The sequence below is a fragment of the Gammaproteobacteria bacterium CG11_big_fil_rev_8_21_14_0_20_46_22 genome (assembly GCA_002796245.1).
Taxonomy (GTDB): Bacteria; Pseudomonadota; Gammaproteobacteria; order UBA12402; family UBA12402; genus 1-14-0-20-46-22.
Window position 1 is genome coordinate 17,479 of the sequence record PCWT01000073.1, and the last position, 22,252, is coordinate 39,730.

24 protein-coding genes are annotated in these 22,252 nt (G+C 48.0%); 7 read left to right on the forward strand and 17 right to left on the reverse strand.

What is annotated here, in order from left to right; all coding sequences use genetic code 11:
• The first annotated feature begins 170 nt into the window (after positions 1 to 170).
• From COV52_10175 to COV52_10190, 4 genes are all read left to right on the forward strand, one after another.
• A complete protein-coding gene (locus tag COV52_10175; GenBank protein ID PIR10063.1) occupies positions 171 to 527 on the forward strand; it encodes a mannose-6-phosphate isomerase in 357 nt (118 codons plus the stop codon).
• A gap of 14 nt (positions 528 to 541) precedes the next feature.
• Entirely contained in the window at positions 542 to 1,453 is a 912-nt protein-coding gene (locus tag COV52_10180) for a TIGR01777 family protein (GenBank protein ID PIR10064.1), read from the forward strand.
• A 160-nt stretch (positions 1,454 to 1,613) separates the two neighbouring features.
• Positions 1,614 to 2,888 carry a hypothetical protein gene (locus COV52_10185; GenBank protein ID PIR10065.1) on the forward strand — a complete coding sequence of 425 codons (1,275 nt, stop codon included), beginning with the start codon at positions 1,614 to 1,616 and terminating at the stop codon, positions 2,886 to 2,888.
• A 324-nt stretch (positions 2,889 to 3,212) separates the two neighbouring features.
• The gene (locus COV52_10190) at positions 3,213 to 4,232 is read left to right on the forward strand and encodes an IS110 family transposase (protein PIR10066.1); all 1,020 of its coding nucleotides are present in this window, start codon (positions 3,213 to 3,215) and stop codon (positions 4,230 to 4,232) included.
• A gap of 300 nt (positions 4,233 to 4,532) precedes the next feature.
• Here the strand turns inward: COV52_10190 and COV52_10195 are convergent, their stop codons facing one another.
• A complete protein-coding gene (locus tag COV52_10195; protein PIR10067.1) occupies positions 4,533 to 5,759 on the reverse strand; it encodes an integrase in 1,227 nt (408 codons plus the stop codon).
• A 90-nt stretch (positions 5,760 to 5,849) separates the two neighbouring features.
• Here COV52_10195 and COV52_10200 point away from each other — a divergent pair, with 90 nt between their 5' ends.
• The gene (locus COV52_10200; protein PIR10068.1) at positions 5,850 to 6,149 is read left to right on the forward strand and encodes a hypothetical protein; all 300 of its coding nucleotides are present in this window, start codon (positions 5,850 to 5,852) and stop codon (positions 6,147 to 6,149) included.
• Here COV52_10200 and COV52_10205 read toward each other — a convergent pair.
• The 12 genes from COV52_10205 to COV52_10260 form a co-directional block, all read right to left on the reverse strand.
• The gene (locus COV52_10205) at positions 6,146 to 7,054 is read right to left on the reverse strand and encodes an acyltransferase (protein ID PIR10069.1); all 909 of its coding nucleotides are present in this window, start codon (positions 7,052 to 7,054) and stop codon (positions 6,146 to 6,148) included. The genes COV52_10200 and COV52_10205 overlap by 4 nt on opposite strands.
• A 128-nt stretch (positions 7,055 to 7,182) precedes the next feature.
• Positions 7,183 to 7,788, reverse strand: a complete 606-nt coding sequence (locus tag COV52_10210; GenBank protein ID PIR10070.1) for a hypothetical protein — start codon at positions 7,786 to 7,788, stop codon at positions 7,183 to 7,185.
• Entirely contained in the window at positions 7,772 to 10,123 is a 2,352-nt protein-coding gene (locus COV52_10215) for a hypothetical protein (protein ID PIR10071.1), read from the reverse strand. Before COV52_10215 ends, COV52_10210 begins: the two co-directional genes overlap by 17 nt.
• Complete coding sequence (locus tag COV52_10220; protein ID PIR10072.1) at positions 10,120 to 10,710, reverse strand: hypothetical protein; 591 nt, start codon at positions 10,708 to 10,710, stop codon at positions 10,120 to 10,122. Before COV52_10220 ends, COV52_10215 begins: the two co-directional genes overlap by 4 nt.
• Positions 10,707 to 11,132 carry a hypothetical protein gene (locus tag COV52_10225; GenBank protein ID PIR10073.1) on the reverse strand — a complete coding sequence of 142 codons (426 nt, stop codon included), beginning with the start codon at positions 11,130 to 11,132 and terminating at the stop codon, positions 10,707 to 10,709. The genes COV52_10220 and COV52_10225 overlap by 4 nt, the downstream gene beginning before the upstream one ends.
• A 60-nt stretch (positions 11,133 to 11,192) precedes the next feature.
• Positions 11,193 to 12,845: an acyltransferase gene (locus COV52_10230; protein ID PIR10074.1), complete on the reverse strand. Its 1,653-nt coding sequence runs from the start codon at positions 12,843 to 12,845 to the stop codon at positions 11,193 to 11,195.
• Positions 12,842 to 14,485 (reverse strand): hypothetical protein, encoded by a 1,644-nt coding sequence (locus tag COV52_10235; protein ID PIR10075.1) that lies wholly within the window; start codon positions 14,483 to 14,485, stop codon positions 12,842 to 12,844. The genes COV52_10230 and COV52_10235 overlap by 4 nt, the downstream gene beginning before the upstream one ends.
• Positions 14,482 to 15,054 (reverse strand): DNA gyrase subunit B, encoded by a 573-nt coding sequence (locus tag COV52_10240; GenBank protein PIR10076.1) that lies wholly within the window; start codon positions 15,052 to 15,054, stop codon positions 14,482 to 14,484. The genes COV52_10235 and COV52_10240 overlap by 4 nt, the downstream gene beginning before the upstream one ends.
• Positions 15,051 to 15,308, reverse strand: coding sequence for an acyl carrier protein (locus COV52_10245; protein ID PIR10077.1), 258 nt, complete (start codon positions 15,306 to 15,308; stop codon positions 15,051 to 15,053). The genes COV52_10240 and COV52_10245 overlap by 4 nt, the downstream gene beginning before the upstream one ends.
• Before the next feature lie 3 nt (positions 15,309 to 15,311).
• Entirely contained in the window at positions 15,312 to 15,572 is a 261-nt protein-coding gene (locus COV52_10250) for an acyl carrier protein (GenBank protein PIR10078.1), read from the reverse strand.
• Between the two features lies 1 nt (position 15,573).
• A complete protein-coding gene (locus COV52_10255; GenBank protein PIR10079.1) occupies positions 15,574 to 16,323 on the reverse strand; it encodes a 1-acyl-sn-glycerol-3-phosphate acyltransferase in 750 nt (249 codons plus the stop codon).
• Positions 16,320 to 16,997: a hypothetical protein gene (locus tag COV52_10260; protein PIR10080.1), complete on the reverse strand. Its 678-nt coding sequence runs from the start codon at positions 16,995 to 16,997 to the stop codon at positions 16,320 to 16,322. The genes COV52_10255 and COV52_10260 overlap by 4 nt, the downstream gene beginning before the upstream one ends.
• A gap of 75 nt (positions 16,998 to 17,072) precedes the next feature.
• Between COV52_10260 and COV52_10265 the strand changes: the two genes are divergently transcribed.
• Both COV52_10265 and COV52_10270 read left to right on the forward strand, forming a co-directional pair.
• The gene (locus COV52_10265) at positions 17,073 to 18,149 is read left to right on the forward strand and encodes an SAM-dependent methyltransferase (protein PIR10112.1); all 1,077 of its coding nucleotides are present in this window, start codon (positions 17,073 to 17,075) and stop codon (positions 18,147 to 18,149) included.
• A gap of 48 nt (positions 18,150 to 18,197) precedes the next feature.
• On the forward strand, positions 18,198 to 18,659 hold the full coding sequence (locus tag COV52_10270) for an excinuclease (GenBank protein PIR10081.1): 462 nt from the start codon (positions 18,198 to 18,200) through the stop codon (positions 18,657 to 18,659).
• Here COV52_10270 and COV52_10275 read toward each other — a convergent pair.
• The 4 genes from COV52_10275 to COV52_10290 are packed head-to-tail and all read right to left on the reverse strand — an operon-like array spanning position 18,627 to position 22,235.
• A complete protein-coding gene (locus tag COV52_10275) occupies positions 18,627 to 19,868 on the reverse strand; it encodes a beta-ketoacyl-ACP synthase II (GenBank protein PIR10082.1) in 1,242 nt (413 codons plus the stop codon). The two genes, COV52_10270 and COV52_10275, sit on opposite strands and share 33 nt — an antisense overlap.
• A complete protein-coding gene (locus COV52_10280) occupies positions 19,865 to 20,590 on the reverse strand; it encodes a 3-oxoacyl-ACP reductase FabG (protein PIR10083.1) in 726 nt (241 codons plus the stop codon). The genes COV52_10275 and COV52_10280 overlap by 4 nt, the downstream gene beginning before the upstream one ends.
• Positions 20,587 to 21,042, reverse strand: a complete 456-nt coding sequence (locus tag COV52_10285; GenBank protein PIR10084.1) for a hypothetical protein — start codon at positions 21,040 to 21,042, stop codon at positions 20,587 to 20,589. Before COV52_10285 ends, COV52_10280 begins: the two co-directional genes overlap by 4 nt.
• Positions 21,039 to 22,235 (reverse strand): beta-ketoacyl-[acyl-carrier-protein] synthase II, encoded by a 1,197-nt coding sequence (locus tag COV52_10290; GenBank protein ID PIR10085.1) that lies wholly within the window; start codon positions 22,233 to 22,235, stop codon positions 21,039 to 21,041. Before COV52_10290 ends, COV52_10285 begins: the two co-directional genes overlap by 4 nt.
• Between the last annotated feature and the right edge of the window lie 17 nt (positions 22,236 to 22,252).

Sequence of the window (22,252 nt, forward strand, 5' to 3'; positions counted from 1 at the left end):
GTGGCAATCTCCACGTTACTTAACAAGATTGCCGCACTCACTGTCGTTCGCTCGCAATGACAGTATCGGGTAGCCTGTATTGAGCGTAGCGATAACCCGGGGAGAAATAAACCCTGGGTGATCACGCCTTCGGCGCTCAATCCCAGCTACAGATAAGTAAGGAAAAAAACATGCTGAATGAAACAGGTAAACTCTACGAACGCCCCTGGGGCAGTTACCAAACACTGGCGCTGCACTCTGGCTTTCAGGTCAAAATCCTCACGATTAACCCAGGCGGTCGTTTATCATTACAAAAACATTTCAAACGTTCTGAACATTGGATCGTGGTTAAAGGCATGCCAACACTTACGATAAACGACACGAAAAAAACCTATCAAGTGAATGAAGCAGTCTATATTCCAATCGAAGCACTGCACCGCATTGAAAATTTAAGCGACACGGCTTGCCAGCTGGTGGAAGTGCAAATTGGCGATTATCTCGGCGAGGATGATATTGAACGTGTCGAGGATGTTTACGGTCGACGTTAACAGGAGTTTCAAGGATGAATATACTCATTTGTGGTGCTAGCGGTTTTGTCGGACAAGCGCTGGTTAAAACCCTCAAAGATGAACACACGCTCACACTGCTTGGGCGCAACATAAATAAACTCAAGAAAACGTTTGGCGACGACCAGCCCTGCATGAGCTGGAATGACTTAAGCTGTGAAACATTAAAAACCTTTGACACGGTGATTAACTTAGCCGGTGAAAATATCGGCGACAAACGTTGGTCTAGTGCGCGCAAAAAGGCGATTCTTCAAAGTCGTGTATCCACCACACAACAACTCGCCACATTGTGCGCAAGTTTGGGCGAGCATAGTCCTAGGCTTTTAAACACCAGTGCGATTGGTATTTATGGTTTATCCTCAGACACCGTATTTAATGAACACTCAACCTTGCCAAACCCGCCGCGCGATTTTTTAAGTGAAGTAGGCCAAACCTGGGAAGCTGCACTTAAGCCCGCCATTAAAGCCCGTGTCAATGTGGTGATTATGCGCTTTGCTGTCGTGTTATCACCTGAAGGAGGTGCGATGAAAAAGCTTTTACCGAGCTTTAAGCTAGGTTTTGGCGCGGTTTTAGGCAGCGGCCAACAAGCCTTTAGCTGGATTGCTCTGGAAGATTTAACACGTGCGATCAGTTTTTTGTTGAATCACCCGGAACAACGCGGTGTGTTTAATTTGGTGGCTGACGATGTGGTCACACAAAAACAATTTGCACAGACCTTAGCAGGCGCACTGCATCGACCATGTTTCATGCACATGCCTGCAAGCGTAGTGAAAGGTTTATTTGGGCAAATGGGCGAGGAGCTTTTACTGCAAGGCCAGCGCGTGAAAAACACACGGCTTGCCAGCACAGGTTTTAACTTCAAGTACCCTACGCTAAACGAAGCATTCGAGGATTTTTTTAATCAATGACAAGCGTATTAGAACAGTGGCTATCACAGCTTGTGAGCTTCTTATGGGGCTTGCCTGCTGTGATTATTTTAAAACGCTCAATACCGGCGAAGCTTTTGCGAACGAGGGTTAAATTTGTTAAGGTGGGTATCACTGAAATGACACCAAACGACGATTTATCATGCGACTTTTATCACGGAAGAACCTTGCAGCCAGTCTTGGCAATGTCGTTGAATGGTACGATTTTTGTTTATACGGCTATTTTGCCGCCTATATTGCCACCGCGTTTTTCCCCAGCCACAGCCACTACTTATCGCTAATGGCCGCTTTTTTGGCCTTTGGCCTGGGCTATATTATGCGCCCGATTGGTGGAGTAATTTTCGGCCATATTGGCGATCATTACGGGCAGGGCAAAGCACTGTACTTATCGATTTCCTTGATCGCGTTTCCGACTTTTCTGATTGGCGCATTACCCACAGAGGCGAAAATCGGCATAACAGCGCCCATTCTTTTAGTGGTATTTCGCATTGTCCAAGGGCTATCCGTTGGTGGGCAGTACAGCGGTGCGCTTGCTGTGCTTCGCAATAACCAAAAACCGAGGCGTGGCGCACAGGGCGCGGCCATGGCGTATATCGGTTGCATGTTTGGTTTTTTGCTGGCGTCATTTGTTGGCTTTCTCAGCACACGTTTTTTTCATGATCAATGGGCTTGGCGCCTGCCATTTTTAGCCACACTGATCATGATTCCGCCCTTATTGTTAACGCGCCGCTCGCTCATCAGCCTGCATATACCGACGAAAAAACGAACGGATCAACCGGCTCCAATTGTCGAGCTCATCTCACGACACCCAGGCTTAACGTTTCGCGTGACGATTCTAGCCTGTTTTGGTGGTGTGTATTACTCGAGCTTTTTCGTGTTTATTATTTCGTATATGAAAGTCACGGCACACATTGCCATGCACGATGTCTTTGTGATTAATATGCTGTGTTTGATGTCATCAGCCGTCGCGATTATGTATTTCGCACGCCTTGCGGATCGAATAGGGCGAAAGCCGATTATTGTCGCCAGTTCCTTGGGGTTGGCAATACTCACGGTACCGAGCTTTTTATTGATCGATACGGCGCATTTATCCCTGGCATTTTTAGGCATGTGGTTGCTGACCACGGCAAACACCGCGTTTATGGCGGCTTGTGCAGTGGTTTATGTTGAAATGTTTCCCAAGCGTGTTCAGTTCACAGGCTGCTCATTAGCCTACAATATCGGCGCCGGTGTCATTGGTGGGCTAACACCCGCGGCCTTAAGTTATTTATTTCACCTGGGGCATTTAGGGTTGATGGCGGGCTTTATCGTCGCCGTCGCGGCTCTCGCTGCGTTTTTTATCAGCCGCTGCATTCCAGAAACCTTACCTAATGTCAGCGTACGCCACGCTAGCGGCGTATGCTCGGAACAGGAATAATTAACGATACGCCGGCGCGCTCGCATGCCTTGTGTGATGTGCTCGAGGCTCCCAGCGGCCCGGTGTTAAAACCATTTTACCTTTGATTTTTGCAAGCGAAAACTGAAGGGGTTGAGGCCAAGTTGTTTATTATTTGAGGCGAATAGCTAACCCTATTTAACGAAAATAATGAGCAATTTGGACCCATTTCACTCAGTTTGCAGCGTGAAAATCAATTGTAAACAAATGAAATGGACTCGCTCCTCTTTTAAAACGGCGTCATAATAAATGCGCCAAAGTGGTCTCGGTGGACCGCTTGAAATTAACGAAGAGAAGGAGTCCGATATGAATATTACACTAGTAGGTATTGATGTGGCAAAAACTGTTTTTCAATTGTGTTGTGCCAATGAACATGGAAAGATTATTGCACGAAAACGTCTGCAACGAGCCCAACTTTTACAAAAAATCAGTCAAATTCTGCCTTGCACCATTGTGATGGAAGCGTGTGGTAGCGCCAATTACTGGGCTAGGGAGTTTGAACAACTGGGGCATACCGTTAAGTTAATTGCGCCACAGTATGTGAAGCCTTTTGTCAAAGGGAATAAAAATGACTATCGTGATGCCGAAGCCATTGTTGAGGCAGCACAACGTCCTCACATGCGGTTTGTTACCCACAAAACCGTCGAGCAGCAAGATTTACAAAGCCTACTCAGAATACGGGAAATGTATGTCACCATGCGCACCCGGGCGACTAACCAGCTACGAGGTTTGCTGGCAGAATATGGGCATGCTATTCCTCAAGGATTAGCCACGCTTCGAAAAGTATTGCCTAAGCTTTATGATCGAGAGGTTATCAATGGGTTAAGTGTTCAACTAAAGGCTTTGTTGGAGCAACAATACAACACCTTGTTGCAGTTAGACCAGGAGATCGCTGTTTGCGACAATAAGCTGAAAGCATTCGTTAAAAAAGATGATCGTTGTGAACGCTTAATGGAAATTCCAGGTATCGGTGTTATTTCAGCAGCAGCGTTAGTTGCTTTGGTGGGGACGGGTGCTGGCTTTAAAAATGGACGTCATTTTGCTGCTTATCTAGGCTTAGTGCCCAAGCAGCATTCAAGCGGTAACACACAAAAGCTACTGGGTATTAGCAAACGTGGTGATGAGTTTGCTAGACGCATGTTGATTCATGGCGCCAGGTCTGTGGTGATCAGAAGTAAAAATAAACCAAGTATTCGATCAACCTGGGTGGAGCGTCTTAGAAATGAAAAAGGCATCAATCGAGCTTGTGTCGCGTTAGCGAATAAAAACGCCCGTATTGCAATGGCTATATTATTAAGCGGGGAGCGCTATCAGGAAGCTGCTTAGCACGTGCTGAAAAGAAGATAGTGCTTGGATATTAACTTAAGACACGTTCTGTGAATTGCGAGGAATAGAATCAACGTGATGACAAAATAGGTAAGACCAGCGTTTTCAAAACCTGACTAGGGTCTAGGCTTTTTATGAATAGCCGTTCGACAGATAAGGAGAAAGCGCGCGCATTTCATTAGGGCGCCAGTGATTGAGCTAAGTCACCCCTGAGACGCCGGATATAAGGTCGCAATCTATACCATTTTTAATCACAACGTATTTTATTCTTTACAATACGGAGCGAGTCCATATAAGACCCTATTCATCGGACAGCTTTTTATCCTTCGCAGAACGGTGGCGCTCACGCCGCTCGATATCGATATAGCGATCGGTGATGGCGCCGCTGCTGTGGCCGGCATCATCACGCACATGCTCGCGCGGACGAATTTTCACATCGTCTGAAATCCCCGTGTGGCGCAACCAGTGAACAGTAGCTTCACAAAGTTGAGCGGCATCATCCGCAAAGCCATCGGCGTGTAAGCGCTTAATCGACTCATCAAAACAGGCTTGGACAATCTTGCGGATAAAGGACGTATTGCTGATCGCACCGTGGCCACGCACCTTGGGTATGAGCGGTGAATGGTCGGCCGGCGAGGGCAGCGGCGTGAGGTTTAAATGCACGCGCCAGCGGCGCAGCACATTGAGCATGGCATCGCTCACGGCAATCTCACGCTCTTTATTGCCTTTACCCACCACGGTGAACCACCAATTTCCATCATGATCTCGACTAAAATCACCCATGGTCGGGGTCCAGCGATCACTGGCAGCAAGCTCTGAGATCCGCAAATACATTAAATACAAAGCCGAAAGTATAAATAGCGTGCGTTCATGCTTATCGGGGTTTTCTTCAGCCATGAGTCTGGCTGTTTCAATCACGTAGCCCCATTGCAGCTCGCTTAAGCGGCGGATCTTGGGCTTGCCTTGGCGCTTTCGCAAATACTTACTTTTTTGGCGAATATGGGCGATGGGGTTAACTTCCGTCGCTTCTTCTTGGATCAAAAAATTATAATAAGAACTGAGGATTGCAAAGATTTCTTTAAGTGCCACCTCAGATAAAACATAAGCTTTAACATCAGCTTTCTCGCCTTGCTTGCTGCGCGATTTAGGCAGAGTGACCACAAAAGGACGCCAATCCGGATTGGCTTTGCGTGTGCCATCTTGGCTTAAAAAGCGCGGTACTTTTTTCACGGAAATCCAATCTTCCGGTGGTTTCTGGCAAAAATAGAGATAGGCTTCGATATCGGCTCGTCTCAGTGCGCATACTGACTTTTTGGGGTATCGCCAGGCCCAATGCAACAATCGCTCGGCTTCGCGCCGGTAGGCGTTAAACGTCGCCTGGCTGCCGTTGTAGCTGGTTAAAAACGCGATACTGTACTGGAAGTCTTTGGCGGCAAACGCCGGGTAGCGCGACCAATCGGGCGCTGTGTTTTCCTCGATACGATCGACCGTGTCAAAGAGCGGTAAAATTGTGCTTGATGACACCATAGAAACCCTCGAAACCCAGAGCGTCATTTTTACGTATTTTCAGGAAGTTTGCTATACTCACCGACTGTTAATTTCACCAGGAAGCCAGATATGAAAGTCTTTGTTGCTATTTCACTTATAAGCCTCATCACACTCAGCGCCATCGCTGGCCCTGCATCAACAGGTGTTAACCCTAAGATCACAGAGTCTGTCAGCATTTCTAATGTGAAATCCGTGGCTGAGCAACCGGCGGGGGTTGATACTCAAGTCACAGACGGAGTCACCCAGGCGAATACAAAAGTCTTAAGCGACAGTGCCGCAGATGGCATGGTGCAAACCTCTCAACAAAATCCGCCATCCACTGGGGTCTATTTCGGCGGCGGACTAGCCGTAGGCACAACGAGCAATTAAACTGGCGTTTGATTTAAGCGCGCCGAAATCTCGCCGATTAAGCGATCTTTCTCGCTCCAGAGTTCATTCACCCAGCGCTGGAACACTTCGCGATAGTGTTTGTCGTTATCGTAGTCGCCGCGCAAGAAATCGGCGATAGGGCGCAAGTCAATATTCACACACACTTCGCGTGCTTTACCCGTGAAAAGCTCCCAGATGCTCGAGCGCCCACCTTGATAAACCACGGTGACATCTAAAAACGCTTTGACTTGATCGCCCATGGCCGATAAAGCATGAGCCAATCCGCCGGCGCGCGGTTTTAATAAGTGCCTATACGGTGAGCCTTGCCTGTCGTGTTTTTCTTGCGTATAGCGTGTGCCCTCAATAAAGCTGACCAATGAAACCGGAAAACGACGGTATCGCTCGCAACTTTTTCGTGTGCTTTTTACATCCAAACCGCGTTTTTTAGGGTGTTTCTCAAGGTAGGCTTTACTGAAACGACGCATCATGGGAAAACCCAAGAGGTAACAGCCTTGCCCTAAAAACGGAAACCACACCAGCTCTCGCTTCATCATGTACACGGAAGGTGAAGCGATGCGACCGATCGCTCGTTGTACGATCATAATATCAGCCCACGTTTGGTGATTGGCCAAGACAATATACGACTGCAATTTGCTGACACTGGCATTTTGCTGGATGCGAATTTTCAACTTGGTGAGATTGGCCAAAACTGCATCGCTCACAAAGTTCCAAGCCCCAGGGATTTGGCGATAACGGCGGGTGAAAAAATCACGCCATGCACGTGCAGGGATCAAGTATTGAAACGGAGCCAAAGCTAAAATATAAAAAAATAACACCATCACCAGCAAAACATGCAACAGTATGGCTAATACACCACGAACAGGGCCAGGTAAAAAACGTAGCATAGGTCTTGTTTCCTAATTAACTGCAGCCATTATACGAGCTACAGCTCACGAATAAAGGGATTTCTTGCTTAGACCAGGATCACTTCATTAAATTTAAACAAAAAATTTTTAATGACGCAGCCCTGTATTCAGGCCTGCTGGGACAGGGTTTGGATGGTGATGGTGTAATGCAGCCAACGATTATTGAGAACAATTTGACCTTGCCAGGGGTTGCGATATTGGTAACGAATGGTCACTATCGGCTGGCCTTTGAGTACAAACTCGCGCAAGTGTGGTGCAAAGCGTGCATGAACATTCGTGCCTTTAAGCATAGTTTGAATGACAGTAGGCGAAGCATAGGTGAGCACAAAATCCAACAACACATGTTTCACGCCCAAAGACGCATTGGGCATGGGCAAGCTACTGCTGTGAATTTGCCTGCCATCGTAGCGCAGCGAAAATAGACTGCCGCCCCAAGGGGCTAACGCCACCATCACGATACGCTGTGGGTTTGCCTCAAGCTCAACTTGCGCGGTTTTACTCTGCGACTGCCCGTTAATACGGTAACGTGCACTGAGTAACTGGGTTGCTTTAATGTTTAAACCAAGTTGTTGCGGTGTGGGCAAAGTGACAGCCTGTTTGGGCGCGATAAATAACTGGGGCGCATCGACCTGTTTTTTTGACAATAGCGCAGAGCAAGCAGCCAAGGGCAAGCAGGATAGCGTAATAATAAGGCGTTTAAACATGGTGTTCATTCCCTTTAAAGCGTGAAACCCAAGGCGATAGCAGCCAGGCCACAAGGATACCCACCCCAACAGTGAGCCCAAAAAAGCCCACAGCCGGGGTGGCGCTAAACGCTAATAAACCAAAAGACAATATCGTAACCAAGGCCGACAAAGTAATCGCAAGCATTGTACTTTCAAGCCGTCCGCGCGTTTCAGCAAAAAAGACCACGTAATCCACCGAAATGCCCAGCACTAACATTAGCGCGAGCACACTGAATAAGGTCACCGGCCAGCCAAGATAGCCCAAGCAGGCCAGGCTTGTCAGGCTCGCCAATAACGGCGGCAAAATGTAGACAAAGGCCTTTTGCCGATAGCGATATAAAAAACCCAAAAAAACCAGCGCATAAATCAATACGAGCAGGTAGGACAAGCGTTGACGATACACTTTAAAAACCTGGCTTAGGCTATCTGCGCGATCGATCCAGGTCACGCCTGGCTGATGCTTTAAGAGCACTGACAACGATGTCGACGGTATTTGGTTTGAAACCAAGATCGCTGTGAAATAGTGATCGCCGATGCGGCCCAACCAAAGGTAGCGCAAGCGTTGGGAGGCCGGAGATGACAGCCAATCCTTGACCGTCATAGACCGAGCGGGTGCATTGATTGCCTGATGATACAGTGGCTCAATGAGCTCGGGCTTTAAGTGAATCTTCTGAAAATACGTTTTAAGACCTTGCTGATATGTTTTAACGATTAGCTCGTGATCATGGTGTTGCTGTGTTTGCGTCGGTAGGTATTGGGCGACAGATAACGCGGATGAAGCCACCGAGGCGTAATGCTGTTGTATCTTCTTTAGACAATGGCTTGCGTGCGTCAGCGTTTCTTCAGGTGTTTTACCTGAAACGAGGATCATGTTTTGGCTAAAATGATTACCGATAATCGCCTGAAGCCGTGAGGATTCTTTAACGAGTGCGGCAGGCAGGGCTTGCAAGCGTTGTATTTTATCGTCGGCGTGAAGTTTAAGCACGCCAAGGAAGATAAAAACCAGCAATAGAATTATCGATAAAATGAGTGAGCCTGCTGTGGCTTTTTTCCAAAGCGATAAATACCTTGAAACACAGGTGAGCAGGCGAGAAGACACCGGTTTGACCGGTTTTTTTAGCGCGCGAGGTAGAAAAGCAATGACCGTTAGAAAAGCGAAGAACAAACCCACCGCGCCAAATACCGCAAGCTGCTTCAGCCCTGGAAAGGGCAGGCAAGCCATAACGGCAAAAGCGACGATAATATTGAGCAAGCCCAAGCTGGTGCCGGGCAATATCCGCTGTAGGCAGGCCAATACATTCCAAGACGCACCCCCTAGCATCCGATCCGATAAAAAGAAAAACGCGTAGTCCACACAAATACCGATGAGACTCGCACCAAATACCAGTGCTAATAGATTGATACTGCCGAATACCCATTCGCACACTAAAAAGCCTGCCACAATACCGACTATCGCTGAAAATAGCGTGAAAAACAAAGGCGATAAGCCACGAAACACCCAAAGCATCAGCAAGATAATACCAATGATCGACCCGATGCCGATTAAGCGGATATCGTGCTGCGCACTCTGTGCACCGGCTTGTGCAAAAAAGACCATCCCCGTGGTGAGTATTGTGCTGCCAGGGTAGGCTTTTTCCACAGCGTGCTTAACCCGCGCAATCTCATTCACCACCGCTTGTTGGTTGCCAAGATTAAAGCTGCCATTACGTAATTCGGCGTTAATCATCACGTAGTGAATGGCGCGAGACTGAGCGACCAAATACCCATTCGATAAATTTAAGTGAGTGGCAGGCTTTGGCAGAGAAAAAAGATAATGCTGAAATAAAAATAGCGGATCAGTTTTTAGCACACCATCGCTATTAGCCCCCATCGGGTTGTAAAAACTTTGCAGCGCTTGCACATAAATGGCGGCCGTGTTGTTGGCTTGCATCAAGGCTCTGTCGCTAGGTGAAAGCAAGGCATAACGATAGGGGAAATACAACGCCGCCCAGGCGGCTTGTTCAGACGTTTCGACTTTATCTTGAATAGAAACAAATAAGCCGCTTTGACTCAGTGCATTTGAAAATAAGCTGGCCGAGGCAATGGCCTTTTGTTCAGAAGCTTGCCCAATCAGCACCACCACTTGTCGGCTCATACGTGAAGAAAAGCGATCGATGGCGGTTTGAGTATTCGCTGGGTATTGATTTTTCGGCAGTAAAGACAATAAATTTGTGTTGATGTCAAAGCCGCCCAGCCAGCCTTTGCCCAACAGCAGCAATAAACCCAGGCAAAGGATAAGCCACAGGTAAAAAAGTGCGTTGTGCTGACGCTTGGATATCTTCATGAAGTCTGGCTACGTATTTTACTAAACAGTAAAGTCATCGTGTTGGCCTGGGTATCATTAACGATCACTTGTGTAATATATCGACCACCGCTTAGTACAATGGAGCGAATCACTTTGTTAATCGGCGAGGACTTGGGTGTCAGTGTCAATGACCAAGCGCTGGTGGTGCCAGAAAATTTCAGCTTAAACGTTTGCTGGATTTGATTAAGGTTCCCTTGAAAAGTCGACAAAAAAACCCGGGTAAAGCTAAAAACTACAGGCTGTTGGTCTTGGGTAATAACCGTTGGCGGCATCCCAGGAAACGTTTGGCTGATACTGTGCGCTGTCACACGCATCGTCGATTTAAACGGCGTGACTTGCTGCCAGGTCAAGCCTTTCGATTGAGACAGTGTGAAATGCCCTGTGGAAACCGCGGGTGAAGAGAGAAGTTTCATGTGGCGTATTTGCTTGAAATCGCCAGAGATAGCCGTGTCTTTGGATAACTGCGCTTTAACTTGCTCAAATGCAGCAGGCGAGGCTTGCGCTAAAGTGCATAAACCGCCTAACGAGCAAATCAAGATACTGCGTTGAGATAAAATTTTTATCATGCGTTTTTCAAGGCCTCAATTTTATCCAATAGTGCTTTTGGTGAAGCGTAACACATCGTTTTCTCTGCCATATTCACAGCCACTTGGATGGTATACGCCACAGACAGTTTCTCACCCGTGTTTGCATCTTCAATGCGATAATCAATTTTCAAGCGATTTTCATGCTCAACGAGCTCACTGATAATGTGAATGCGTTGTTGAAAGTGCAAAGGCTTAACGTATTTGATACGCATATCCACCACCGGCCAAGCATAACCTGAGGCTTTCATGTCCACGTAGTTATAACCTAACTTATCCAGCAGCTCACAGCGTGCCATTTCAAAATATTTTGCGTAATGGCCATGCCAAACTATTTCGATAGAGTCCACATCAAAGAAAGGGATGGTGAGTTCTGTTTCACACCGCAATAAAGGCTCATTCATCCGTGTATAGGCTCCCAGATTATTCGCTCACCAGCACTATACCCGACAAGAGGGTGAAGATCACGCCTTGCCATCTTGCTTTTCCTGCTCCGTCGGGACTTGCCAAAAGTCAAAAAAATTAAACCATTGGTAAGGGTACTGCTGACAATACTGACTTAGAAGCTTCGCATAGTGTTCAATGGCTGAGCGAAGCTTTTCATCTCGCTGAGGCCTTGAGATATCCAGCCGATCAGCGAAGGGCTCAAAAACGAGCTTAAAGCGTTTTTTACCGGTTTTAAGACAGAGCATAAAATACGCGGGACAGGCTAACACGCCAGCCAAGGTAAACGGGCCTTTCGGAAAATACGCAGATTCACCTAAAAAATCGACCGCAATGGATTGGGTGGGATTAGCAATGGCAGTACGATCGCCCACAATCACAATGTGCTCACCGGCATCCACTTTTTCTTTTAAGCGCACAGCCATCGCGGCATCCAGCTCTTCGGTTTCAATCAGATTAAGCCGATAGCTTGGGTTGATGGTTTGCAGCAAGTCATTCACGCGCTTGGCGTGTTTTGTAAACACAATCGCATTAAATGTGCGATCGGGCAAAAGGCTAGAGATGGCGCGCGCAATATCGATATTGCCGAGATGGGCTGTAAAAATCACACACCCGCGCGATTCGTTCAGTAACAACGTTTTATTAGGAAAATCCAGTTGCTCATGTGAGATATCGCCACTCCAACACGCAAGTTTATCCAAGACCATATCGGCAAAGGCATGAAAATGTTTAAACACCGATAAAGGTTTTTTAGATGGAACATGCAAGAGATAGCGTTTTGAATAAGATCGCATGCTAGCCTGTGTCAGGTAATAACCGAGCGTAATCGGATACAGCATGAGCCGCAGGAAAGGATCGCCTGCATAGCGATACAGTAAAACGCCGGATTTTAAGAAAAAGTGATTACCTGTTTCGCTAATGTTAGACCAATGCGTAGTTTTTTTTCGTGCAAGCGCACGCTTTAGCAATGAAGGAAAACGCGGCAACATGCCCAAAAAAAGCTTGGTGTGTAGCCAGCTAATCCCCACATTGTCTTTAAACAGTCGAAAATGTGAGACACCGTCTTTAGGGTAAGTGACTCGCGTAGGCCAAGAAACAATCGGAACACCCAGCCAAAACAGTTTAACCAGTATATCAATATCAAAGCCCATACGAGTCGCTAGCTTTTGACGAGAAATAAGCTGCATCACCGGCTCCAAAGGGTAAGCGCGAAATCCGCACATAGCATCATCGATAGCTAAGGACACGGTTTCAATCGCACACCAAAAATTAGTGACTTTCCTGCCGTGCACACGACTCTTTGGGGCGCTTTCATCGTAAATCGGCACGCCATTAATCACTGAAGTGGGATTATGGTTTATGAGCGATAAACATTCACCCAAGGCTTCAATATCATGCTGGCCATCGGCGTCGACTTGGATAGCGTGTGTAAAACCAGAGCCAAACGCCGCTTTCATGCCAGCGATCACCGCAGCGCCTTTGCCTTGATTATTATCCAAACGAACCAAGCGTAGGTGTTCGGCTTTTGCAAGCGTCTCTAAGGTTTGACGCGTTTCTGACTCACTGCCATCATCGATCAGAAGGCAGGGCAGATTAAACCGGTTTAGTCGTTCGATCACTGACGTTAGAGCGTGGCCATGATTATACACGGGGATGATGACACAGACGTTCATTTTACCTTCCCCGATGAATACTCCTTGCCGTGTCGATCTGAATAAGAAAACCTCCAAGAAGATTTTTCTTTTGAAAGCACTAGCTTTAGCACTGTATTAGGCTGAATAACGCGTGTAAATTTCATATTTTCGATATGCGTCACACTCGAAAAGCTCGGATCGAAAAACTGTTGAATCAGCTGTGAAATAATATGCAACTGCGCCACACCCGGCAGAATAGGCTGGTTTTCAAAATGCCCTTTAAAATACACCAAGCCCGGCCTGATGTTCATCACGATTGAAGCAGCATGAGCATCACAGTGACCGTCTAAAATATCGAGCTGATATTGGTTAAAATAAGATTGAGTCGCGTCGTCAGTGAGCTTGCCTTGTGGGTTTTGTGGTAAATTATCGATGAAACGAAATTGTTTTGGTACGATAACGGTATCGAAATACCCATTCATTGCTAAGGTTAATTCAGCACAAAACGCAAAACGCCCCTTATCAACAAACGCTTCAACGCCTTTTTCATTAAGCACAAGCAGCGCAGCCGTGCATTCTCGCGCTTGATTTAGCACCGTAACAGCTGCCTGTGCAATACCAGGCAAAGAGGATAGGCGGTGCTCAAGCTCACATAAAGAGACACGTTTGCCTTCAACTTTCACGACCCGGCTCGCACGCCCCAACAACTCAAAGTGTTTTTCATCCACAGTGCGAATCGTATCACTCATCATGTAGTCTGACTCTGCTATGTCAGAAAAAGGCGAGCGGACGTGTATACACTGCTTGCTTTCATCTTCATGAAAGCGGATGGTTGGAAAGACCTCAAAGACTTCATTACGCAAAGACTGTTGCCTAAACGCGACCGCACCGGTTTCTGTGCTACCAAAAATTTCTATAGGCCAAAGAGTGAGCGCTTGATGGAGTTGATTCGCCACGGAGTAACGTAAGGCACTGCCTGCAGAAAAGATAGCGTGTATGCTGTGTGGTGGACACGCTTCAAGGTGCAAGCGCGACAAAAATGCGGGGCTACTGATAAACACGCTTGGACTGGTATTTAATAGATCACGCCTGAATTCTGCCTGATGCTGTATCCGCTCGAGCCTAACCACGCGGCCAAACATTAACGGCCAAAGTAGGCCAAAGGTCAGACCATAAATATGTTGGTGGGACACGCTGCGATAAAACACACAGTCACGAAACGCCTCGTTGGCAAAGCTTGCTTCAAGCGCACAAAGCTCACGCACAAGCCCCGACCAAGAACGCTTCACACACTTGGGCTCTGCCGTACTGCCTGAGGTAAAAAAATGCAGGGTCGCCTGCTCGTCGAGCGAGGTGAGGTCGAATCCACTATTTGTAGCTTGGAATGTGTGCTGATCATCCAGGCAATCATCGTAAGCATGAGACAATAAGTGGAGTGTGCCAGATTGGTTATTTGGTAATACAACTGGCTCTGAACCTGCTAATAACACCGAAAACAAGGCCACCAAAAAATGATAAGGCTCATCAAAACACAGTGCGTAACGTTGTTTGGCCCGCAGCGTTTCCGTAAAACCTGCGATATCACGTAAAAAATCACGCGCAGTGATTTCACCCTCTTTATTTAAAAACAGTATTTTTTCGGGTAAGTCTAAAGCATTTTCGAGAAATTGAGTGATCATACCATCACCCGCTTAAAGAAAGGGCGAACACAGTATTCTATCAAAAACAAGGCCGCGATAAGCAGGTAAGATAAACCACCAGCATAAAACGCCCAGGCCGCCGTGCTCGCAAAACAGGCAAGGTAGGCTGCTATGGCCGCGTTAATGATAAAAAACACGCACCAAATTTTTGTGACCCAGCGAGTATAACGCACGCCGGCTTTGGGAAGGTTCGGTTCTTTCCATCGTGCCATACGCTCAATGACTGTTTGCTTTTGAAATAGCGATGATGCGAAAACCACAAAAAACAAAAAACTGACGAACACCGGATAAAGCTTCATGAGCAGCAGTGAGTTGCTCAGTGCAGCAATGCCGCAAATGACAATACCAAGGAGGCTTAAGCTTAGCGCGAAGGTTTTACCTAATACGCCAAGCGATTCTTTGTTTGATAGTAGGTAGTAGCGCAAAAGCAATAAAAACGCCAGCGCTAATGGAATGTAGCGTGGGAAACCTAGATGAAAACCGAGATAAACGAGAACAGGGTAAGCGACAACAAAGACAGCGACGAGCCCATTCAGCCAAAACTTCATGGCCTTTCTAGCTCGGCATAAATCACATTAACGACATCATTAACGGTTTTTACCGATTTAAATTCTTCAGGGTTGAACTTGCGATCTGTGAGTGTTTGCAAATGCACAATCAAGTCCACTGCATCAATACTATCAAGATCCAACTCTTCATACAGCAAAGCCTCACCGTGAATGTTCTCAAGCGGTGTCTCAAAAAGTTCATGCAGCGTGCGTTTAAGTTGTTCGTACATTTCTGCTTTGGAAGGTGTTGTCATTATTTATCCTGCATTATTGTTATTAATATAATTTTTCAGTGTGTTCACGGAGGTAAAGTGCTTCGGCGTGTCAGGGTCATCGGCATTGACGGTGATGTTATAGCGCTTCTTTAGCGCTACACCGAGCTCTAGCGCATCGATAGAATCCAAGCCCAGGCCCTCGCCAAAGAGTGCGGCTTCACTGTCGATATCGTCAGGGCTTACATCTTCCAGGTTCAAGGTTTCAATGATGAGCTGTTTTATTTCAAGTTCAGTCACAGGCATATTATCGTTCTCTTTCAAAATACTCAGTTAGCGTGCGGGTAAGCTCTCTGGCCAAAATCGAGTAGGGCCTGCCTTCATCAATGAAGGTTGAAGGTTCAAGGCGCGGGCCGACAGTGATCGTAAGCTTAGGTTTTTCTTTGGAAATTTTATACCACTTCTCACCTTTTTCAAGAATAGTAGGGCGGCAATGAATAGAAATTAAGCGGATTGGGCGCGTGAGCCGTACAGCGACCTGCGCAGCCCCTCGCTCAAGCTTTAAAGGCTGGCCAGCGCGAGAACGTGTGCCTTCTGGAAACATGAGAAGGTTGTGGCCCTGTGTCAGGGTTGCATCTATCGCTTCAAAGGTTGAAGCATCTCGCCGATTGGGGATGTAGCCTGCGGCTTTGACCGCGCCGGAGAGAAAAAAATTATCCCATAAAGCCGCTTTAACCATCGTGTCGCAACGCCTCAGGCGTGAAACAATAAACACGTAGTCGAGCAGTGTAGGGTGGTTAGCCAACCATAAGCAGCCTTTATCGTCAGCCAATTTTTCAAAGCCGATAAAGTCCACCGATCCAAGCCTGAGCAAGCGAAGCAATAAGGTAAAACAGGCAAACGTTCGGCTGATCGCCGCTTGTGCTGCGTATTTTTTCGCTTGCTTTGAGGGTAGCAACCAGATGCAGGGAATAATGAGATAAGCCAGGACCAAGCCACCCAGGCCAAAGGTGGCAAAGGCTATGCCCGTGCCCAATAGGCGCCAGCAGCGGCTCACCGCCTTCGCCTCAAAACCAGTGAACCAAGCGAGAGTGGCTGGTCGCTAGCGGCAGAAAGCCAGGCGGCCATCGCAGGCGCCATAGGTGAAGTTGCTGTTTCACTCTCGCTTTGCGCAGCAGGGACAAGACTGAGTACGGTTCCATTATCCACTTCAGCCGGCAATCTCAACACTAAACCCAAGGCGTAGCGTTCATCGGGTGTGATGGCCAAATCTTCGAACTCAATGGGGATGTGATCATCGGCAATCAAAAATAAAACGGTATGTTCAGGGTTCAGTGATAAATAGGCCAGTACTTCCAGTAAGCCCATCGTCAAAGTATTTTCACCCGCAGCCAAGGCACTGATATTACATTGCAGGCTATTCATCAGGCTGTACTGACCGGCAGACGCATTATGGACAGCCAGTGAAAACTGTGTTGGGGAGAAGGGCTCTCCTTTTTCAATGGATTTGAGTAGGCCCATCGAGCGATCGAGCTCACCGTGTTGCGAACAGAACAGGGCATAATCAAACACACGCCCTTCAGACAGCTGCTGAGCCACTTCCAGGGATAATTTCATGGTGGTTGAACAACGTCGTCGCACCATCGCAGGAATGCGCGATGTTTGCACAGCGTCCGATGTGATAAAAGCCCAATCAAGGACGGCAATGTGCTGTGTATCTAGCTTTATCATTTTTTACATTGATTTTTGAAGCGGGCTATCTTACCATCTGCGCTTTATTTGATCAACGAAATGCAAGAAAAAGGCATGTCTTTACACCATCATCAACCCAGTAAACTCAGCGCGCTAGACGCCAAAACTGAAGCACTCAAGCTCGCCTTTGCCCCCATCAGCTTTCAAGCCGCCTATGCGCTCGTGAAACTCGGCATTTTATCGCTGATTGCGCAGCATGGCGATGAAGGTTTAAGTGTGAAAGCGATCAGTGAAACGCTCAAGCTCAGCGAGTATGGTGTGCAAGTGCTGCTGGATTTGGGCCTTGATTTAAGCCTGGTATGGCGAGACGGCGAGCACTACATACTCGACAAAGTGGGGCATTTTTTAGTGACGGATAGCATGGTGCAAGTGAACATGGATTTTTGCCAGGATGTTTGCTACCAGGGCATGGCCTCGCTCTTGGACTCGATCAAAACGGGCAAGCCTGAAGGCCTAAAAGTCTTTGGCGACTGGCCGACCATTTACCCGGCTTTATCGAGCTTACCGGAACTGGCGAAATCGAGCTGGCACGCCTTTGATCATTACTACTCGGATAAATCGTTTCCGGATATCTTGCCCGAAGTCTTCAAACAACCCGTCAAACGCTTGCTCGACGTCGGTGGCAATACGGGCAAGTGGGCGTTATCTTGCTTTAACTATGATCCGCATGTGCATGTCACGATTGCCGATTTACCTGAGCAACTCGCCGTTGCGTCTGCGAATGTTCAACAAGCGGGCTTTGCCGAGCGCTTTTCAACGCACCCGGTTAATTTACTCAACCCCGAGGCCTCACTGCCGACAGGCTACGATGTCATCTGGATGAGCCAGTTTCTGGATTGTTTTTCACTCGAAGAAATACACTCCGTTCTAATCCGCACCGCACAAGTGATGACACCCAACACCCGATTGTATATTTTGGAAACGCTCTGGGATCGGCAAGATTTTGAAGCGGCGAGTTTTACCATCAATTGCACGTCCTTGTATTTTACGTGCTTGGCCAATGGCAACAGCCGCATGTACGAATCGAAAAATTTTCTAGACGTTATTCGCACCTCTGGCTTATCCGTGGTGAGCGAAAAAGACGGTATCGGCGCAGGCCACACACTGTTGTGCTGCCGCTTGACCGAGTAGATCAGGACACCTACACTCAACAACATCATTTTAAAAGGGGTAATTATGATGAAAAAAACCATACTCACTGCGACATTGGCTGGTTTGGCTGCTATCGCGATTAGCCAGCAAGCCTTCGCCGATGATCGCGCGGGCAATTTATCAATTAAAGAGGCGATGAAACCTACTCTGGTTCAAAAAGCTAAATTGGGTGATTCCGTCTCGTTTTATTTCGGCAGTCAATCGCATCCCGCAGTGACTAAAAAACTGGGCTCAGCCATAGCTTTGCAAAACACCAACGCATTTTTAAAATCAGATTTTAATGCTTGCTCTTGGGGCTTTCTAGGCGCGTTGAAAAAATTGCGCAATCAAGCTGAAGAAGCGGGCGGCAATGCAGTGATTAACATCCAATCTTACTTCATGACCACGAAAAACAAACCGATGAGCAGCACCAAATACGTCACCTGCGCAATTGGTGCGGCGTCAGCCAGAATCGTTTTACGCGGTGATATCGTTAAGCTTAAAAATTAGCGAGGTATTCACCCCGCCGAATGCAAAATTGTTCGACATGAAACAATGAGCGTTGAGTGCTCGCGGCGCGTTTTGAACGTAATCAAGGCGCGCACAATCTTCAGCCGGTGTGTCTAAATTTAAGGTGGGCATGACCCAACCTTCTCGCATCATTTCAATGCCGAGCCAGGCTTCAATCGCGCCACACGCACCGAGCGTATGACCAAAATAACTTTTCAATGAACTGATGGGCGTACGATCGCCCAAGACCGCTAATGTCGCTGCCGATTCTGCACTATCACCGGTTTTCGTTGCCGTACCGTGCGCAGAAATAAAATCAATATCAGAAGGTGTAAGCTTAGCGTCTGACAAGGCTAGCTGCAGCGCAGCCTGCATGGTTTCAGAGGAAGGCTGCGTAATATGCTTCGCATCGCAATTCGTGCCAAAACCGACAATTTCCGCAAGAATAGTCGCGCCACGCGCTTTTGCATGCTCATAGGATTCCAAAATTAAGGTGGCCGAACCTTCACCGATCACCAACCCATCCCGGTCACGATCGAAAGGGCGAGGCGTGGTGTGTGGCTGAGTGTTTCGCTGGCTGGTCGCATACAAAGTATCAAACACGGCCACCTGACTGACACACAATTCTTCAGCGCCACCGGCAATCATCACGGTTTGATGACCGTGCTTAATGGCTTCGTAGGCATAACCGATCGCTTGGCTGCCCGACGTGCATGCACTCGAAGTTGGGATCACACGCCCTGTGAGCCCGAAAAAAACGGCCGCATTCACCGCGCAAGTGTGACTCATGGACTGCACATACGTGGTGGCCGTGACGCGACCCACGCGTTTTTCAAAATGAATCGCCGCCAAATCGCACAAAGGGGGTGTGCTACCCGAACAAGACCCGTAAGCCACGCCGACTTGGCCACCGGATAAAAAAGCCTTGTCAGCCAAAAGACCCGATTGCTCGAGCGCACGCTCACTCGCCACAACCGCGAGCTTGGCCACGCGACCCATCGCGCGCGTTTGCTTGCGTGTGTAATGGGATGGCACTGAAAAATTCATGACAGGCGCTGCGAGCAGGGTGTGCAGGCCTTTAATCTCTCGCCATTCCTGCATCACACGTACGCCATTGTGTTTGTTTTGCATCTGCGATCGAATGGTTTGCCAATCTTGACCTAAGGAAGTGATACCCGACATGCCTGTGATGACAACACGTTGTGTCATGCCAAACCTCCATTAATGGAGATGACCTGTCGTGTAATGTACGCGGCTTCATCGGACATTAAAAAATTAATCACATTCGCGACTTCTTCAGGCTTGCCCATGCGACGCGCAGGAATATGTTTAAGAATTTCATCGATGTGCGCACCTTCCACCATCGCGGTATCGATCAAGCCTGGCGCTACACAATTCACGGTGATTTTGCGCTTAGCGAGCTCAACAGCCAGGGCTTTTGTCGCCCCAATAATGCCGGCTTTTGCTGCGCTATAATTCACCTGGCCACGGTTACCGACTAAGCCTGAGACAGAAGAAAGCGTAATGATACGCCCACCATGACGCGACTGAATCATCGGCATCACGCAAGGGTGTATCACGTTATAAAAGCTATCCAAATTCGTGTGTACCACGCGCGTCCAATCGTTTTCTGTGAGGCTTGGAAACACCTCGTCTTTGCAAATACCTGCGTTACTCACCACACCGTAAAAGGCGCCGTGTTGCTCAATCAGTTGCTCGATCGCGACACGAGTCTGCGCTGCATTGCCAATATCAAATGACACAGTATCCGCCTTGCCGCCGTGTTGCGTGATGGCTTCAACAGTGGCCATAGCGCCAGCTTCATCGCGATGATAATGCACAGTAATATGAAAACCGGATTGCGCAAGCCTGATCGCGGCAGCTTGGCCAATGCCTTTACTCGCACCTGTCACTAAAACGCGTCGTGTCATCGTGTGTGTTCTCCTGTCATTAACACGGCTAGGCCCTTGTCATCAGGCTGATACGCTGAGAGTTTGGCTTTTGCAAGGCAATCATTATCGCAATAAATCTCACAGCTGAACACCGCCATTTGATCATCCATCAGCACTTTTTCGGCTCGTATCAAGAGCTCATCACCACAGGCAAATTCAGACACGGTAGATGAAAACTGTCGAACACTGATCAGAAAGCCTAGCCGAGGCTCATCGTGCCCGCCTTGTGCGCTGGCAAAAGCTGACATCGCTTGCGCCATCATTTCCACGCCCACATGCGCAGGCACGCTTTGCCGAACTGGATCAAAAAAAAGATGCTCAGAGGTGACGCTTGCTTTGGCTGTAATGGTTGACTCACCTATCTCAAGCACTTCATCCAAAAGTCGCATCGGCGGTTTTTGCGGCAGCAGTCGATCTAAATCGTATTTCATCCGCAAGCCTCGAGTATCAGTGAGACATTGCTACCACCAAAGGCAAAGGCATTACACATGAAGCGGCCATGTTTGAAAGGCTCTGTTTGTGTGAGTAAGCGAATCGGTGAGAGCGCCGGGTCAGACGCGTTTTTAAGGTGTTGAGCCGGCAATTGCTTAGAGGGATTAAAAGCCGGTGATAACAGTAGGGCGCAAAGCGCAATTTCCACCGCACTGGATGCACCGAGTGTGTGACCCGTGAGTGATTTGGTGGAGCCGCACCAGGGGCCTTGTTCGTCAAACACGCGGTGAATTGCGCAGGCTTCGGCTAAATCATTTTTCAATGTGCCTGTGCCGTGTGCATTCAAATACTCAATCTCTTCAGGGTTGAGCTTAGCTTCTTGTAGGGCTTGGCGCATGGCAAGCACCGCACCTTCACCTTCGGGGTGTGGCGCTGTCATATGATAACCATCGGAAGACTCACCAACGCCGGATAAGCGCAGGGCTGAAGGTTCACGTGACACAATAAACAAAGCAGCACCTTCGCCTAAAGTAATACCTTTGCGCTGAGCGCTAAACGGCGCGCAGATTTCATCAGAGAGCAAACCCAAACAGTCAAAGCCATTAAGCGTCAGCTCGCACTCACTGTCTGCACCCCCGACAATCACCGCATCACACAAGTTCGCCTGTAATAAACGTTTCGCCGCCGCAAACGCTTTACCACTGGAAGAGCAGGCTGTTGATATTGTGTAATAGATGCCACCAAGCTTCGCGTAACGCGCTAAAAATTCAGCACAAGAACCCGCTTCTTGTTGGATATAGTTGAACCACTCCGGAAACTGGCCCCGACGCATTTTCTCTTTGTAAGCCGCCTCACCTGCAGCAATGCCTGACGTACTGGTGCCTAACACCACGGCAATACGCGAGGCGCCAAACTTTTCAATTAAAGCTTCAACAGAAGGTTTTATACGATCATACGCGGCGGCTAACAAACGATTATTGCGACAATCATAGCGAGACAAATAGGCAGGTAGCACGGAAAGCTTTTCATGCACACGCGCTATACGTGTTGTGCGACCTGAAAACAAGGCCGTATATTCATCGATCCCGGAAGTGTCGTTTTGAATCAGCCTGCGATAGACATCGTTTTTATTCGCCCCCAAAGCAGACATGACGCTAAAATCATGAATGTAAATCGGATGAGCGTTTTTCATAAAAATGCACTGCTTAC

Coding starts and splice junctions, on each gene's coding strand:
- COV52_10175 (PIR10063.1), top strand. CDS start 171: ATGCTGAATGAAACAGGTAAACTCTACGAACGCCCCTGGGGCAGTTAC.
- COV52_10180 (PIR10064.1), top strand. CDS start 542: ATGAATATACTCATTTGTGGTGCTAGCGGTTTTGTCGGACAAGCGCTG.
- COV52_10185 (PIR10065.1), top strand. CDS start 1,614: ATGCGACTTTTATCACGGAAGAACCTTGCAGCCAGTCTTGGCAATGTC.
- COV52_10190 (PIR10066.1), top strand. CDS start 3,213: ATGAATATTACACTAGTAGGTATTGATGTGGCAAAAACTGTTTTTCAA.
- COV52_10195 (PIR10067.1), bottom strand. CDS start 5,759: ATGGTGTCATCAAGCACAATTTTACCGCTCTTTGACACGGTCGATCGT.
- COV52_10200 (PIR10068.1), top strand. CDS start 5,850: ATGAAAGTCTTTGTTGCTATTTCACTTATAAGCCTCATCACACTCAGC.
- COV52_10205 (PIR10069.1), bottom strand. CDS start 7,054: ATGCTACGTTTTTTACCTGGCCCTGTTCGTGGTGTATTAGCCATACTG.
- COV52_10210 (PIR10070.1), bottom strand. CDS start 7,788: ATGAACACCATGTTTAAACGCCTTATTATTACGCTATCCTGCTTGCCC.
- COV52_10215 (PIR10071.1), bottom strand. CDS start 10,123: ATGAAGATATCCAAGCGTCAGCACAACGCACTTTTTTACCTGTGGCTT.
- COV52_10220 (PIR10072.1), bottom strand. CDS start 10,710: ATGATAAAAATTTTATCTCAACGCAGTATCTTGATTTGCTCGTTAGGC.
- COV52_10225 (PIR10073.1), bottom strand. CDS start 11,132: ATGAATGAGCCTTTATTGCGGTGTGAAACAGAACTCACCATCCCTTTC.
- COV52_10230 (PIR10074.1), bottom strand. CDS start 12,845: ATGAACGTCTGTGTCATCATCCCCGTGTATAATCATGGCCACGCTCTA.
- COV52_10235 (PIR10075.1), bottom strand. CDS start 14,485: ATGATCACTCAATTTCTCGAAAATGCTTTAGACTTACCCGAAAAAATA.
- COV52_10240 (PIR10076.1), bottom strand. CDS start 15,054: ATGAAGTTTTGGCTGAATGGGCTCGTCGCTGTCTTTGTTGTCGCTTAC.
- COV52_10245 (PIR10077.1), bottom strand. CDS start 15,308: ATGACAACACCTTCCAAAGCAGAAATGTACGAACAACTTAAACGCACG.
- COV52_10250 (PIR10078.1), bottom strand. CDS start 15,572: ATGCCTGTGACTGAACTTGAAATAAAACAGCTCATCATTGAAACCTTG.
- COV52_10260 (PIR10080.1), bottom strand. CDS start 16,997: ATGATAAAGCTAGATACACAGCACATTGCCGTCCTTGATTGGGCTTTT.
- COV52_10265 (PIR10112.1), top strand. CDS start 17,073: ATGTCTTTACACCATCATCAACCCAGTAAACTCAGCGCGCTAGACGCC.
- COV52_10270 (PIR10081.1), top strand. CDS start 18,198: ATGAAAAAAACCATACTCACTGCGACATTGGCTGGTTTGGCTGCTATC.
- COV52_10275 (PIR10082.1), bottom strand. CDS start 19,868: ATGACACAACGTGTTGTCATCACAGGCATGTCGGGTATCACTTCCTTA.
- COV52_10280 (PIR10083.1), bottom strand. CDS start 20,590: ATGACACGACGCGTTTTAGTGACAGGTGCGAGTAAAGGCATTGGCCAA.
- COV52_10285 (PIR10084.1), bottom strand. CDS start 21,042: ATGAAATACGATTTAGATCGACTGCTGCCGCAAAAACCGCCGATGCGA.
- COV52_10290 (PIR10085.1), bottom strand. CDS start 22,235: ATGAAAAACGCTCATCCGATTTACATTCATGATTTTAGCGTCATGTCT.